Below are 12,465 nucleotides of genomic sequence, written 5' to 3' on the forward strand. Positions count from 1 at the left end.
GCCATTCTAAGGTTGGGCGGCTGCGAGGGGGCAGGTGCATGAGCGGGCAGCACGACGAGGGGCACACCGTCGCGGGATGGGCCGGTTCCGCCGTCGCCACGGTGGGGACCCTGGTCATCAGCGTCGGCATCATCGGCTGGCGCCCGGGGATCTGGCTGGGCCTTGCCGTCATGGTCTTGGCGGTACTGGTGACGTGGGGCCTGCACCTCGCCGGGTGGGGCAAGCCGCCCGGCATACGCGCCGCCGGTCAGCGGCGCTTCACGGCACGGGACCACACCGCGCGTGCGGGCCACGCGGACTGCCTCGGGTGCCGGATGGCCGGACGGGGCGGCGGCCAGGTGCGTCGTACGGCCGACCTGTCGTCCTGAACCCCTCGACTGCCGTCGGGTCCCGTTGGCGCGCTTCTTGCCGGGGGCAGCGTTTCCGCCCCGCTACCGTTGCTGGATCCGTGCTGGATGAGCTGACGGTTCGTCATCCGCCGAGGTCGGCGTCGATATGGGCCTGGATGGACTCGGCCTTGAGGCTCTCCAGTTCGTTCGCGCGCTGAACCACCGTCGAGGTGGCGTCGGCGTCCGCGTACGGATCTCCCCGCCACTGGGTGAGCGCACGCCTGAGGGGCTGGGAGGCGGCGCGCGGGTCACCCGAGGCCAAGGCCGCCTTGCCCTCCCGCATCAGGGACTCGGCGCGTACCAAGCGGATGACCGGGAGATCGCCTACGGGCCGGCCCGCGCCGGGCGCCGCCGAGCCCGCACGGTCGTCCGAGGCGTACGGCCCGCGTGTGCTGCGGCCTGACCAGCCTCCTGCCCCCAACACGAGCTACGCCCCTATCCGTTCGCGAGAGGCGAGTACCGCATGGCGCGGCACAGCCTTAGCGAAGAGAAGCGAAGAGAAGCGAAGAGAAGCGAAGAGAACCTGAAGAAGCCTTCAGGTGACTTCAGCCGGCGTTCAGGATCACGTCGGCAGGGTGATCCCCGTCGAAACAAACCGACTTGGGAGGACCCCGTGAAGCGCAACATCGTCATCGCCGCAGTCGCCGCGGCAGCCCTGATCGCGGGCGGTGCCACGTCCGCCGTGGCGGCGATCGGCGAAGACGACGTCACGTCGGCGACGAACGTCACGCAGGCCATCGACGCGTCGCTCGGGGCAGTCCCCGGCACCGTCTCCTCGGCCGAGCTGGACGACGACAACACCTGGGACGTCGACGTGCTCGGCAAGGACGGCAAGTGGCACGACGTGACGGTCCACGCGGGCAGCGGCACGGTGCGGGGCACCCATGTCGATGACGATGACGACGCCGTCACGACCGCCCGCACGGATGCGAAGGAGGCCGCCGCGGCCGCCACGCGCAGTGTCCCCGGCACGGTCACATCCGTTGACTTGGACGATGACGGCGAGGCCCGCGCCTGGGAGGTCGACGTTCAGAGCAAGGACGGCAGGGAGCACGAGCTGAAGGTAGACGTGAACTCGGCGAAGGCCACCGCCGACCACGTCGTAACGGACGACTCCGACGACGACTCCGACGACGGCTCCGACGAGGGCTCCGGCTCCCACTCCGACGAATGACCCGCTTCCGGTCCGGGGTCGCCCCTGACCGGTCCGGGCGTGCGCCCGCCGGAGCAAGAACCTGCCGTGACCCTGTGATCTCCGGCGTGCTGCCGCCCAGTTGCCATGCCCGCATGCCGCTGTGTGTGTTCGGCCTCCTCGCCTCCGCTCGCCCGGCTGCAGGGCTCACACGAATTTCGCAACACTTCGCAACACTTCGCAACACTTCGTAAAACTTCATAACACTTCGTCACACCGATGCACCCATAGGGCGCTCAGGAGCACACAGACATGAAGCACCTCATCGACCACGCCCGCGCGTTCCCGCGACGGGCCACGCAGCGGCCCGAGGAATTCAGCCGCCTCGCTGACGGGCAGTCACCGCACGCCCTGTTCATCACCTGCTCGGACTCTCGGGTCATCCCCTCTCTGATCACCGGGGCACGCCCCGGAGAGCTCTTCGAGCTGCGTACGGCGGGCAACATCGTTCCTTGCTACGACGGGCCGCACCCGGCCGGCGAGGTCGCCACCATCGAATACGCGGTCGAGGTTCTCGGCGTCGCCGACATCGTCGTGTGCGGGCACTCGCACTGCGGTGCGGTCGGCGCGCGGGTTCGTGGCGAGGACCTGAGCGCCGTACCGGCCGTCGCCGGGTGGCTGGGCAGCCAGCTGCCGGACGAGCTGAGCGAGTTGGGCGAGGACGGCAGCGGCGCCGCGGTCGCGGGGGCCGTGCAGCGCAACGTGCGGGAGCAGCTGGAGCGGCTGCGCGAGTACCCGTGCGTGGCCGAACGCCTTGAAGCCGGACAGCTGCGGCTGCACGGCTGGTTCTACGCCGTGGACACCGGCCTGGTCCTCTCCCACCAGCCGTCCGTCGACGCCTTCCTTCCGCTGTGAGCGCGACCGACCGGCGGCAGGCGGCCCAGGCCCGCCTGCGCGCGAAGACCGGTTCCTTCGCTCTGCGGCGCGACTTCGCCGCCTCTCTCGTCGTCTTCCTCGTCGCCCTGCCGCTGTGCGTGGGCGTGGCCGTCGCCTCCGGGGTACCGGCCGAGCTCGGCTTGGTCACCGGCATCGTCGGCGGCCTGCTCACCGGTCTCCTTCCGGGCAGCAGTCTCCAGGTCTCCGGTCCGGCCGCCGGCCTGACCGTGCTGGTCTACGAGGCCGTGCAGGAGTACGGCCTCTCCGCCCTCGGCGTGCTGGTGCTCGCCGCGGGCCTGCTGCAACTGCTCATGGGCGCGCTGCGGCTCGGCCGTTGGTTCCGGGCCATCTCCGTCGCGGTTGTCGAGGGCATGCTCGCCGGGATCGGACTGGTCCTGATCGCCGGCCAGCTGTACGCCATGGCCGACACCAAGGCCCCGTCCAGCGGCCTGGAGAAGATCGCCGGGCTGCCCATGATGCTCGTCGACACCATGGGTTCCGGCACCGCGCTCACCGCCTTCGGCCTTGCCGTCGGGACGATCGCGGTACTCGTGCTGTGGAAGAAGTTGCCCATGGCCGTGCAGGTCGTGCCCGCGCCGCTCGCCGCTGTCGCGCTGGCCACCGCCGCCTCGGCACTCCTGGCGCTGCCCGTGACCAAGGTTGAGGTACAGGGGCTGCTTGGCGCCATCCAGCGGCCGGGCCTGGGCGATTTCGGGCAGCTCGCGAGTGCGGGCGCCCTCGGGACCGTTCTGGCGTTCACACTCATCGCCTCGGCGGAGAGCCTGTTCAGCGCGGCCGCAGTGGACCGGCTGCACGACGCTCCGCGGACCGACTACGACAAGGAGCTGATGGCGCAGGGCGCGGGCAACGCGGTGTGCGGGGCGCTCGGCGCCCTGCCGATGACCGCGGTCATCGTCCGGAGCGCGGCCAATGTCCAGGCCGGAGCGAAGACCAAGGCCTCGCGGGTGCTGCACGGCGTGTGGCTGCTGCTGTTCGCCGCGCTGCTTCCTGCCGCGCTCGGCATCATCCCGGTCGCGGCGCTCGCGGGTGTTCTGGTGTATTCCGGCTGCAAGCTCATCCCCGTAAAGGAGTTGGGCAAGCTGTGGCGTGAACACCGCGGTGAGGCGCTGATCCTGGTCGTCACCGCCGTGGCGATCGTCGCGGTGAGCATGTTCGAGGGCGTACTCATCGGCCTGGCCCTCTCCGTGGCCAAGACCGCGTGGGAGACCTCGCACGTGCGCGTGGAGGTGATCGACAAGGGCGCCGGTCCGATCCAGGCTCACCTGACCGGCCACGCGACGTTCCTGCGACTGCCGAAGATCCTCGACGCTCTGGAGGCACTGCCGCAGAATCGGCCCGTCGAACTACACATGGCCGGTCTCCGTCATCTTGACCACGCGTGCCGGACCGCCCTGGAGAACTGGGCAGCCCGCCACAGCGCCGAGGGCATCGAACCGGTCCGGGTCACCGAGGCCGCCTGAGGTCACGCCGAGCAGGAACACGGGGGCCGCCGACACCACGGCGGCCCCCGTCACCATGGTGTGAGGGGAGACGTCGCCGCCTCGGCGTCGCGCGCGTGCGGTGATCCGGCCATTCGGCAGTGCAGGAGTCTTGTCGGCAGTGCAGGAGTGTTGCGTGTCATGTTGCCTCTTGCCTCTTGCCCCAACAAACCGTTGAGCAGGGGGCTTTGCCCAGGAGCACAGTCTTGTGCCCGTCCTGACTGGCGTGGGAGTCGTTGGTTCCGGTGCGGGCGGCGCGCCAGCGGTCGGGGGCTGTGACCCGGAGACTGTGATCCATCTGGCTCGGCTTTGCCGTTTGGGGGAGTCGCGGGGCGCGCATTCTTGATCGTACGCAGAAGCTACGCGTCAGTAGGTCTGCGCCTCCAACTGGCCGCAAGAGAAGAGCTTTTCGGACGTGTTACGTTCCCGTTTTGCGCGATGCGCGGTGGCTTCGGCCGCCACGCTTGCCATATCCCTGACCGCATCCCCGGCCACCCCCGCCGTCGCGCAGGACCACCCCTCGACCCCGGCAGCGGCCCCGGCATCGGCCCTGGGTTTCGCCTCCTTCCACCACGTGAAGATCCCCGGCGCCAACGGCACCAAGTTGGACGGCGCCACCTGGATCCACCAGGACGGCACGCCCCGCCCCGCCATCATCATGCCGGGCCCCTGGTCGCAGATCGGCTGGCGCACCTACATGGTGACAGCGTCCAGGTACGCGCTGTCCGGTTACAACGTTCTCGCGTACTCCGCCCGCGGCTTCGGCTCCTCGGAAGGCGGGGCCGAGGCCGGCGGCGAGCTCGACGTCCGGGACGGCTCCAAGGCGCTGGACTACCTCATCGCCAACTCCCCGGGCCGTACCACCAAGGTCGGCTTCACCGGTCTGTCGTACGGCTCCGGTCTCAGCCAACTCATCGCCGCCCGCGACTCCCGCGTCGACGCGGTCGCTGCGCTGAGCACCTGGGGCGACCTGGCCGAGGCGATCTACGAGAACCGCACCCGCCATCTCGCCTCCGTACGAGCCCTTCAGACGGTCAAGGGCAACGCGCGGCTGAGCGCGCGCACCCAGCAGATGTTCTCGGACGTCCTCGCCAACCGCAACATTCCGCAAGCACAGGAATGGGCGAAGCAGCGTTCCCCGCAGACGTACGTCAAGCAGCTCAACAAGCGCCGGGTGCCGGTCTTTTACGGCCAGGCATGGCACGAGACGCTCTTCCCCTCCAACCAGTCGCTGAAGACGTTCAACAGCCTCACCGGCCCCAAACGCATCGACCTGTCCATCGGCGACCACGCCGCCCCGGAGATGACCGGCATGGCCGGCCTGCCCAACCACGTCGCCAAGGACGCCAAGCGCTGGTTCGACCGCTTCCTCAAGGGCGAGCGCAACGGCATCGACACCGAGGGCCAGGTCAACAGCCAGGTGATGTGGAAGTACTGGCCGTGGCTGCGCGAAACGCGGCCCACCTGGGGCGCGTTCACGGAGCGCACGCAGCGGCTGAATCTGTCCGCCCCGGGCGGCAAAAGCGCGGACGGCGGGCTCCGCGCCTCCCCTTCGACCGGCTGGCGGATGCCGTTCAAGTCCGGTACGGACACGACGGCGAACGTCGCGGGCAACATCCCCTTCGTCGCCGGCATCAAGGAGATGGCCGGCCTCCCGAAGACGTACCGGACCGCCACCATCTCCCGTAAGAACGCGGCCGTTTGGACCAGCGCGCCCGTGGAGTCCACGACCCGGCTGCGCGGCACCCCTAAGCTGCGCCTGACCTACACGGCGACCACCGCCCGGTCGACGATCATCGCCCACCTCTTCGACGTCGACGCGAACGGCAAGGCGCACATCGTCACGCATGCGCCGTTCACGTCATTGGGGGGCCGGGCGGGCAAGCCTGTAACTGCTGACATCGACCTGCAGGCCGCCGCGTACGACGTGCCGGCCGGTCACCGCCTGATGCTGGTCGTGGACACGAAGGACGCGTTCTACGGGGACGAGAACGAGGACGGGGGCGGTATCACGGTCTCGTCGCCCAAGGGGCGGCCGTCTTACCTGGATGTGCCGACCGGCTGAGCGTTGGCCTGCAGCGCGCGTATGGAGGCGCCCAGGGGGCCGGGTGTCGTGGTGACGACGGCCTCGGGGTGTTCGCTCTCCCCGAGGAGGATGGGGTCGCCCAGAGCTCGTCTTCTCGCCGAACATTCACAAGCATGATGCTCCGCTGCGCATTACGTACGCTGGAGTTACGCGCTTCGAGATGGTGCGAGTTGACCCTGAATGTGCCGACCCGGAACCGTATCGCGTCCTATTGGACGAGATCATTCCCGAGCGAGCGGGCGGCCTTCCTAGGCTGAGGGGGCCATCGCCGCTACCGCGCATCTGCTTCGGACCTCGCTGCAGAGCCGTCAGCTCAGACACGCTCTCGGCCACCGGCACCCCTTCGACACCGTGCCAGCACCCTACGCCCACAGACAACGCAACGGCACTTCTCTTCAGACACCGGGAAGCTCCACCGGATGATACGCCGGTGGAGCTTCCAGAACTGGTGGAAGGTCAGACAGGAAGGGGCGGAATTCCTGCTAGTCCAGCTTGCCGAGAACCCCCTGCGGCCCCTCCTCCACGATCGCATGAAACGCCTCGACCATGGCAGCCACCCCGGGGTTGGGGATGATCACCAGATCCGAGCATTGGAAAAAGACCCCGCCGCCGTACTCACCAGTTTCCTGCCAGCGGTTCATGGTCTGTTCGATCGCCCCAAGGGTCATGAACGTGGCGCTCCACCGAGTGCCGTCAGGGAGCCGCAGCTCGGCATCAACGTCCTCGACTGTCTGCACTTGATCGTCACTGCCGAGCATGAAGAGTGCGGTGAAATCGGGCTCTCTGACAACGTGAAAGAGCTCGTCTTCGCTGAGGCCAAACAGGTCATTGTCCATAGAGCTGCTTCAACCTCGCGATCACCTTGGGTTCATTGCCTTTGTCCGCCTTACCGACGATCTGCACCTTCCCATTCACGTTCCTGAAAAACAGCCGGGCACCGTTACGGGAGCGCGCATAGGTGACGTCGGTGCCCGCCAGCGCCTTGGTGCTAATACCTGGATTCATGTTGCCACGAGAGAGCTGCTCGAACATGTGGTCCAAGTCGCGCTGAACTTTCTCGTTCTTGCCGGCCTGCTGTGCCGCTTTGGTCAGGAAGGGATCCTTGTCGATGGCGGACGATACCGACACGCACGGGCCGGAGTTGTGGACGAGTACGGGCGTGTGGCCTGCCGACGCGTAGTACGTGTGGAGGTCGTCGCCGGAGAGGTTGTGGACCGTCTGATGCCGGGCCGTCCATGCCTTGACCGCGTTGACGCGGACGACGGTGTCGTTGCTGGTGCGCAGCCGCATCCCGGGCTTGAGGTCTGCGGCGTCGGTCCAGTGGGTGGGGTGTTCGGTCCAGAAGGGGTGGTGGTCGGTAGCGGTGAGAGTGTCAGTGCGCCGGCCGCGCGGGCCGTCGGTGTTCACGGTGAACTGGACGAGGTTCTTCTCGCCTTTGCCGGTGATGAGGGCGGTGACGGGCGCCGATTCGGTCCGGCCCGACTCGGGGTCGGTGGCCTGGACCTGGTCGCCTACTCGTACCTGTTCGATCGGGCGATGGGAGCCGTCGGCCAGCAGTACCGGGGTGCCAGGGATGAAGCTGTTGCCCGTGGCGCAGGTGACAGGCTTGCGGCCCTTGCGGACGTCTTCGGCTCGCAAGACCTTGCGTCCGGTCTTGAGCCAGTGCAGGACCGTGACCGAGCCCATCAGCCGGTCGGTGCCGCTGAGTTTCTCTCCTGTGGCCATGTCCTTTCCGGTCACGGCCTCGACGATGCCCTTGCCGTCGCTGATGCCGGGGATCAGGTCGAGGAGCAGGCCCATCCGGCGTTCCTGCTCGGCGGTGTCCAGACCGGTCGAGCCAGAGCCCCAGGTGTCACCGATGTGGGAGAAGTCGAAGTCGAACGCGGGGACCTCGCCGAGCTTCTCCGCGCCCTTCTTGATGCCGGGAATGGCCTTGTTGGCCTCGGCCATGCCGCGGTTGGCCTGCGCGATGCCCTCGTTCATCTGCGCCATGCCGCGGTTGGCTTTGGCGATGCCCCTGTTGGCCTGCTCCAGACCTTTGTTGACCTGGGCGACGCCTGCGTTCATTTGCGCGAGGCCACGATTCATCTGGTCGAAGCCTGCGTTTATGTCGTCGAAGATCGCGCCAAGTTCGGCGAGTTCTTTGCCCCAGTCGATGAGGTGGACAGTGGGATCGTCCTTGAGGTGCCTCGGCTCGGGATAGTAGTCCCCGAGGGCGATCGTCAGGATGCTCAGTGCGAGCAGGGAATCGGTCTCACCGTCGAAGAGACGCAGAGCCTCGGCGAGATCGGTATTGAGCTTCTTGAGGTGAGGCTCGGCGGCCCGGAAGGCCCGGACCGCATGGGTCAGTTCCTCCTCCTGCCGCTTGGGGTCCCCGGCCTTGGCAGGGTCCTCCAACGTGTCGAGCTTGAGGTCCGCGAGGGCCTTGAGCTCCTTGTTGAGTTCTGTGAAGCGAGCGCCGTTGTCCTTCATCGCGCTCTGGGTTCCGTACAGGAACAGAGCGCTACCGGCACCGACCTTGACCGCCTTGCCCGCGAACTCCCGCAGGCACTTGGCCTTCGCCAGGAGCTGGAGGTCGTGGCACTTCGAGTGCTTCGCGAGGCGGCCGGCTATCTCGATCAGGCTGGGTTCAGCCTTCTGCTCGGCGGCCTGAGCGCGACTGCTGTTCCCGACGCCCGATGCGAGCAGGGTGCACAGGGCAGTGGCGATGATCGCGACTCTGGATATGAATCTGTGGTGCATGGGTTCCTTGGTCGAAAGAGGCCGCGGCGTCCCCCGGTGTCGCGAACCTCGGCTCCCCCTGAGAGCCCCCGATTGTTACCAGTTGGGACACTAACATCCCATTCATGTTGAAGCGGGATGTGGACTTTTGTCGGCGTACGAGCTGAAGTGGCCCTGGCAAGATTTCCGTGAAGCTGGGGTGTGCCACCGTGCGCCGGTGACGCTCCGTCACGCGTAGCGGCAGTCCCGGCGAGTGTGATGACCTCGTACGGATTATGTCTCCGCACCTGGACGCGGTGCGGGTGGAGCGAGCGTGGGTGGCGGGCGGGGTGGTCCGAGTCGCAGCCCGTACCTGGGAGTTGGCGGTGGCTCGTCCGGACTGCGGTCGCGGTTCCGCGCGGATGCACAGCCGCTACGGCCGCACGCTGGCCGATGTCGCTGTCGGTGGCAGACCGGTGCTGATCGGGCTGTCGGTGCGGCGGTTGTTCTGTGACGGCCCGGGCTGTGGTCGGCGGACGTTCGCCGAGCAGGTCTATGGCACTCATTGACCAGCGTGCGATCGCGCAGAAAGGCCAGCTCGCGCGGGCTGGCCTTGCCTGCAGACACCGCCTGCTCCATCTGCTGGAGGGCGCGACGCTGGGCGTCGAGCTGCCGGTCGGCGTGCTGGGCGATCAGCCGCGCCGCGCGTGCCGCCTCCTCGCCGACCAATGCTGCCGTCGGCCAGCCGTACTCGTCGGATGTTGCGCACCTTGGTGCCCGCCTTGATGCCGCTGAGGCGAGCGTCGCCTGATGGATGTCCATCTCCTCGCTGCCTGTCCGATCGGCCGCCCCGACTCGATCACGAGCCGCACCGCCCCCTCACGGATATCAGCGTCGTTCTTCCGCTGCCCGGCGTCACTATGGCCCTGCTCCAGCAGCATGCCGAGTGCCGCGTCGCCACCGTCACCCTGGATCAGGCCAAGGCCATGACCTGCGCGTTCGCAACGAACACCAGCATCGAGGTCCTGCCCCTGTCGGCGATCGGCGAGACCGAACTCTCCACGGAGCACCCGGTCTTGACCCAGCTTCAGGAGACGTACCTGTCGATCCCCGGCGAGGCCCTGTAGGGCGAGACCATGACGGGGATGGCCAGCTGGTCCGGCCGCGAGGCCGGGCTGCTGCGCCAGGCCATGCGCAAGACCGGCAAGGCGTTCGCCGAGCTGGTCGGCGTGAATCCCCGCCAGATCCCCCGCAGGGAAGGCCGGGGCGAGACCATCGAGTTGGAACTCGACAACCAGGCGGCCCTCGACACACTTCTAGCCCAGGCCGCCCCCGCCGTACAGCAGCGCTTCGCCGCGCTCCTCACGGAGCGGGTCGCCGTCGAACACGACGAGCGCGCCGAGAAGCTGCTGCGAGCGGACCCGCGCACCCACCAGTATCCCATCGACGGGAAGGTGATGACCCTCGTCGAGGAGGGAATCTCCCTCTCCGGCCCCGACAACCGATCGGTGTAGCTGGAGCCGTACCTCATCGACGTCTACCCGACGACGAACGAGGACTACGCGAGGTTCGTGGCGGCGACCGGGTACCGGCCGCCGCAGCACTGGCCTCAAGGACGCTGCCTCACCGAACTGGCTACCCATCCGGTGGTGTGGGTGACCTGGCACGACGCCGCCGCGTACGCCCGCTGGGCAGGCAAGGCTCTGCCATCGTCCCGGCAGTGGGAGAAGGCGGCCGACGGCCAGGAGTGGTGTTACTGGCCGCGCGATTACGGCAGATGGGCTCTGACCTGCTATTTGGTAGGTGACATTCTTCCGTTGCAGGCCGTCTGGGCCGTCTGCCCCGCATCGAGTGGAACCGCAGGCGCTGGGGCGCGACGATGTCGCCAGGGAGATTGCACGGTTGTTCCTCGACTACCTCAAGGTCGTGACGTGGCCCATCGCCGTGCTTCTCATCGTGTGCTGGTCACGAACGCGATGCGGAGTTCCTCGCGAGTGGCTCCGGCATGTCTGGTGAGGACGTTCGTCTGCAGCAGCGAGAAGCAACTCTCCATTGCGGTCGCCCGCCAGGCCGAGGCCCGCGCCTCGCGCGCACAAGCGCGGGCGCGAGACGGGACCGGTCGCGGGCGGACATGGAGTGCGTTCAGCCCAGCGGGACTTCCTCGACCACGGTCTCCGCGAAGCGCCACTTACCCCGATTCCCGAACGCTTCCGCGCGCAGGCCCATCTCCCAAGCGATCCGGGCCGCCCGCTGATGCGTGATGCCGGGGTAGTCCTCGGGGAATACCTTGATATAGCCACGGCGGTCGGTGGGGTACGTGCGCAGGGCCTCACGGAGCTTCTCTTCCTGCTCCGCCTGCGCGGAGTGGTCACTGGTCACCGTCTTGTTCGCCTTTCGCGCCGTGTTCGTTTGCTTGCGTGCGTCCCGGTCTCTGGCCGCGTCCGATCCGCGCCAGGTCATCCAGCCGACGGAGCCCAGTGCAGCGAAGGCGAGCGCCCCGGCGCCTAGCAGTTCGCCGGTGGCGTCCGCCTGACCTGGTGTCTGGGGAGGCAGTTCGCTCTCAGGGTCCTCGATCACCGTCAGCTTCTGGCCGACGTTGTAGAGGTCGGACGTTGTTTCCATCTCGGGCCCGAGGACCCGGGTGCCGTTTAGCCGCTCCAAGGTGTAATGGGAGTGGCGGCCTTTGCGGCCATTAGCGGGGTCGAGCCGTTCCTTCACCACCGTGGCTGTGACCCTCTCGCCGCGCTGCTGAAGGGTAAGGTCGTTGCGCGCCATGCCAATTACGTATGCGGACGCCGCAGATGCGAGCACGATGAAGATCGCCGCATATGCACTCGATTCCCTGGCGCCCAGCTTCCGGATCAGCACTGCGAGCAGCACAGTGTGCACGATCCAGAGGAGGATCTGGACGACCAGCTTGACGTTATCCGCCAGCAGGAACATGCCCGCGATCACAGCGAGTGCGTAGCAGCCGATGCCGAAGGCCAGCAGGATGGGGAAACGTGTACGCCGCTTCCGCGCCTCGCCTTCTGTCTGCACAACGCCGCTCACGCCGGTTTCTCCGTTCCTGTTAGGGCCGAGCCGTCGGCCTCCGAGCCGTTCCCGTCTTGCGGTTCCTCCACGGAGATTGACTTCATGATGCCGCCGAGCACCTCGAGGTAATCGTCCCAGTGCTCGAGGTCCTCGGTCGTGAAAACAAAGAGGGCCGAACCGGGGCCGGTCTTGAGTGGCACGCAGAACTGCGCCTGCCGGACCGTGGTGGGTATCGGCTCGTCCAGGCCGAAGAGTCCGCCGGGGATCTGGAGCTCCTGTTCGCGGATGCAGAGGGCGGAGATGCCGTACGGCAGCATGACCAAACCGACTTCGGCGTCGGGATACAGGCTGCGCCACTGGGTGGCCGTGCGCTTCGCCGACCCCTGCCTGTCCTGACTCTGCAGGTCGGACTCCGGCCGCTCGATGATCACGCAGAGAGTTCCCTGGGACAGCTGATCCCCCGGCATGCGCAGCAGGCAGCTCGATACGTGCTCGGCGCCCGCCTCGATCATCGCTTGGAGGATGTACTCGCTAGACACCACGAGGCTGAATTTCTGCTCCTGTGTCGCTGTGGCGAACAGCGAGTCTGCCACGTCCGCCATCCGCAGGATGCGTGCCTCGGGGTCCTCGTCGAGGTCGAACTCCATGAAGCCCGGGGGGAGTTCGAACCACAGGTCTGGTATCTCAGCG

At 67.5% G+C, this 12,465-nt stretch carries 14 protein-coding genes and 1 pseudogene; 9 read left to right on the plus strand and 6 right to left on the minus strand.

What is annotated here, in order from left to right; all coding sequences use genetic code 11:
• Window positions 1–38: 38 nt before the first annotated feature.
• Complete coding sequence (locus tag ACWD10_RS05200; protein ID WP_451087138.1) at window positions 39–368, plus strand: HGxxPAAW family protein; 330 nt, start codon at window positions 39–41, stop codon at window positions 366–368.
• Window positions 369–471: 103 nt separating this feature from the next.
• Here the strand turns inward: ACWD10_RS05200 and ACWD10_RS05205 are convergent, their stop codons facing one another.
• Window positions 472–813 (minus strand): BTAD domain-containing putative transcriptional regulator, encoded by a 342-nt coding sequence (locus tag ACWD10_RS05205; protein ID WP_451087140.1) that lies wholly within the window; start codon window positions 811–813, stop codon window positions 472–474.
• Between the two features lie 189 nt (window positions 814–1,002).
• Here ACWD10_RS05205 and ACWD10_RS05210 point away from each other — a divergent pair, with 189 nt between their 5' ends.
• From ACWD10_RS05210 to ACWD10_RS05225, 4 genes are all read left to right on the plus strand, one after another.
• Entirely contained in the window at window positions 1,003–1,563 is a 561-nt protein-coding gene (locus ACWD10_RS05210) for a PepSY domain-containing protein (protein WP_451087142.1), read from the plus strand.
• 270 nt (window positions 1,564–1,833) lie between these two features.
• A complete protein-coding gene (locus ACWD10_RS05215) occupies window positions 1,834–2,436 on the plus strand; it encodes a carbonic anhydrase (RefSeq protein WP_451087144.1) in 603 nt (200 codons plus the stop codon).
• Between the two features lie 35 nt (window positions 2,437–2,471).
• Window positions 2,472–3,938 (plus strand): SulP family inorganic anion transporter, encoded by a 1,467-nt coding sequence (locus tag ACWD10_RS05220; protein WP_451087229.1) that lies wholly within the window; start codon window positions 2,472–2,474, stop codon window positions 3,936–3,938.
• 463 nt (window positions 3,939–4,401) lie between these two features.
• Window positions 4,402–6,021: a CocE/NonD family hydrolase gene (locus ACWD10_RS05225; protein ID WP_451087146.1), complete on the plus strand. Its 1,620-nt coding sequence runs from the start codon at window positions 4,402–4,404 to the stop codon at window positions 6,019–6,021.
• 503 nt (window positions 6,022–6,524) lie between these two features.
• Here ACWD10_RS05225 and ACWD10_RS05230 read toward each other — a convergent pair.
• Both ACWD10_RS05230 and ACWD10_RS05235 read right to left on the minus strand, forming a co-directional pair.
• Window positions 6,525–6,878: a hypothetical protein gene (locus tag ACWD10_RS05230; RefSeq protein WP_451087148.1), complete on the minus strand. Its 354-nt coding sequence runs from the start codon at window positions 6,876–6,878 to the stop codon at window positions 6,525–6,527.
• Window positions 6,868–8,514, minus strand: coding sequence for a polymorphic toxin-type HINT domain-containing protein (locus ACWD10_RS05235; RefSeq protein ID WP_451087150.1), 1,647 nt, complete (start codon window positions 8,512–8,514; stop codon window positions 6,868–6,870). The genes ACWD10_RS05230 and ACWD10_RS05235 overlap by 11 nt, the downstream gene beginning before the upstream one ends.
• Before the next feature lie 524 nt (window positions 8,515–9,038).
• Here ACWD10_RS05235 and ACWD10_RS05240 point away from each other — a divergent pair.
• Entirely contained in the window at window positions 9,039–9,311 is a 273-nt protein-coding gene (locus ACWD10_RS05240) for a transposase family protein (protein WP_451087152.1), read from the plus strand.
• Here ACWD10_RS05240 and ACWD10_RS05245 read toward each other — a convergent pair.
• Window positions 9,304–9,498, minus strand: a pseudogene (locus ACWD10_RS05245) (DUF6624 domain-containing protein); the annotation flags it as partial. The gene ACWD10_RS05240 and the pseudogene ACWD10_RS05245 sit on opposite strands and share 8 nt — an antisense overlap.
• Before the next feature lie 164 nt (window positions 9,499–9,662).
• On the opposite strand from ACWD10_RS05245, the gene ACWD10_RS05250 reads away from it, so the two are divergent.
• Genes ACWD10_RS05250 through ACWD10_RS05260 form a run of 3 tightly spaced genes read left to right on the plus strand, consistent with a single transcriptional unit; the run spans window position 9,663 to window position 11,003 of the window.
• Window positions 9,663–9,869, plus strand: a complete 207-nt coding sequence (locus ACWD10_RS05250) for a hypothetical protein (protein ID WP_451087154.1) — start codon at window positions 9,663–9,665, stop codon at window positions 9,867–9,869.
• 18 nt (window positions 9,870–9,887) lie between these two features.
• On the plus strand, window positions 9,888–10,256 hold the full coding sequence (locus tag ACWD10_RS05255; RefSeq protein WP_451087156.1) for a hypothetical protein: 369 nt from the start codon (window positions 9,888–9,890) through the stop codon (window positions 10,254–10,256).
• Window positions 10,257–10,271: 15 nt separating this feature from the next.
• Window positions 10,272–11,003, plus strand: a complete 732-nt coding sequence (locus tag ACWD10_RS05260; RefSeq protein WP_451087231.1) for an SUMF1/EgtB/PvdO family nonheme iron enzyme — start codon at window positions 10,272–10,274, stop codon at window positions 11,001–11,003.
• On the opposite strand, the gene ACWD10_RS05265 is transcribed toward ACWD10_RS05260, so the two are convergent.
• Window positions 10,885–11,793 (minus strand): hypothetical protein, encoded by a 909-nt coding sequence (locus tag ACWD10_RS05265; RefSeq protein WP_451087158.1) that lies wholly within the window; start codon window positions 11,791–11,793, stop codon window positions 10,885–10,887. The genes ACWD10_RS05260 and ACWD10_RS05265 overlap by 119 nt on opposite strands.
• Window positions 11,790–12,422: a hypothetical protein gene (locus ACWD10_RS05270; protein WP_451087160.1), complete on the minus strand. Its 633-nt coding sequence runs from the start codon at window positions 12,420–12,422 to the stop codon at window positions 11,790–11,792. The genes ACWD10_RS05265 and ACWD10_RS05270 overlap by 4 nt, the downstream gene beginning before the upstream one ends.
• Window positions 12,423–12,465: the final 43 nt, after the last annotated feature.

The organism is Streptomyces sp. NPDC002851 (assembly GCF_053591935.1).

Coding starts and splice junctions, on each gene's coding strand:
- ACWD10_RS05200 (WP_451087138.1), top strand. CDS start 39: ATGAGCGGGCAGCACGACGAGGGGCACACCGTCGCGGGATGGGCCGGT.
- ACWD10_RS05215 (WP_451087144.1), top strand. CDS start 1,834: ATGAAGCACCTCATCGACCACGCCCGCGCGTTCCCGCGACGGGCCACG.
- ACWD10_RS05230 (WP_451087148.1), bottom strand. CDS start 6,878: ATGGACAATGACCTGTTTGGCCTCAGCGAAGACGAGCTCTTTCACGTT.
- ACWD10_RS05235 (WP_451087150.1), bottom strand. CDS start 8,514: ATGAAGGACAACGGCGCTCGCTTCACAGAACTCAACAAGGAGCTCAAG.
- ACWD10_RS05240 (WP_451087152.1), top strand. CDS start 9,039: ATGTCTCCGCACCTGGACGCGGTGCGGGTGGAGCGAGCGTGGGTGGCG.
- ACWD10_RS05250 (WP_451087154.1), top strand. CDS start 9,663: ATGGCCCTGCTCCAGCAGCATGCCGAGTGCCGCGTCGCCACCGTCACC.
- ACWD10_RS05255 (WP_451087156.1), top strand. CDS start 9,888: ATGGCCAGCTGGTCCGGCCGCGAGGCCGGGCTGCTGCGCCAGGCCATG.
- ACWD10_RS05270 (WP_451087160.1), bottom strand. CDS start 12,422: ATGGAGTTCGACCTCGACGAGGACCCCGAGGCACGCATCCTGCGGATG.